Origin of the sequence: Brevundimonas sp. SL161 (genome assembly GCF_049896985.1) — a bacterium.
Lineage (GTDB): Bacteria > Pseudomonadota > Alphaproteobacteria > Caulobacterales > Caulobacteraceae > Brevundimonas.
Genome location: NZ_JAFCVJ010000088.1, coordinates 1 through 755 on the forward strand (window position 1 = coordinate 1; position 755 = coordinate 755).

Annotated in this window: 1 protein-coding gene; it reads right to left on the minus strand. The window is 67.3% G+C overall.

The window, feature by feature from the left end:
• The coding region (locus tag ACP7AU_RS17770) for an IS30 family transposase (protein ID WP_426052284.1) at window positions 1-755 on the minus strand (755 nt) is incomplete at both ends.

A 755-nucleotide genomic window follows, 5' to 3' on the forward strand; every position in this document is an offset into this window, starting at 1 on the left:
CTTGACCAGCATCACGTAGCGCGAGTGACGCTCGACCAGGGTGGCGACGTAGCTGTTCTGGGATCCGCCGATCAGGTCGCCTTCCCAGTGGCCGGGGACGGCGCGGTCCTCGACGCAGGCGGGTCTCTCGCTGATGGAGACGGCGTCCTTGATCTGGCCGAGGCCTTGACGCTTCAGGCTTGCATGCCGGGAACGCCGGATGGTCCGCCGGGCCCTGAGGTGGTCCAGCAGTTCCTTCTTCAGCACCCCACGGGTCTGGATGAACAGGCTGCGGTAGATGGTTTCGTGCGACACCTGATTGTGCGGCTCCCCGGGCCAGGTGCGCTTGAGCCAGCCGGCGATCTGCTCGGGCGACCAGTTCCGCCGCAGCTTGGCCGATACTGTCCGGGCCAGGGCGGGTCGGCAAGCCAGCTTGCACGGCTTCGGACGCAACGCCCGGTCCCAGGCGGCACGATCGGAGCCTGTCGCTCGATACCGTTCCGGTCCGCCGTTGCGCAGAACCTCGCGACTGATCGTCGACGGTGATCGACCCAGCAACCGGGCGATCCCACGCAGCGAGCAGCGGGTGCTGAGCCCCCGGGAGATTTCTTCCCGCTCGCCGAGGCTGAGCGCCTTCGAAGCCCGCTTCCGGTCTGGAGGCCGGATGCCACCCGTCGGCGAAAGCACCGAAAACACCGACGAGGACTCCCGATCGAACCGCCGTCCGATCGAACTCATCGACTCGCCGGCCTTCCAGCGATCCCAGATTTCAGCCC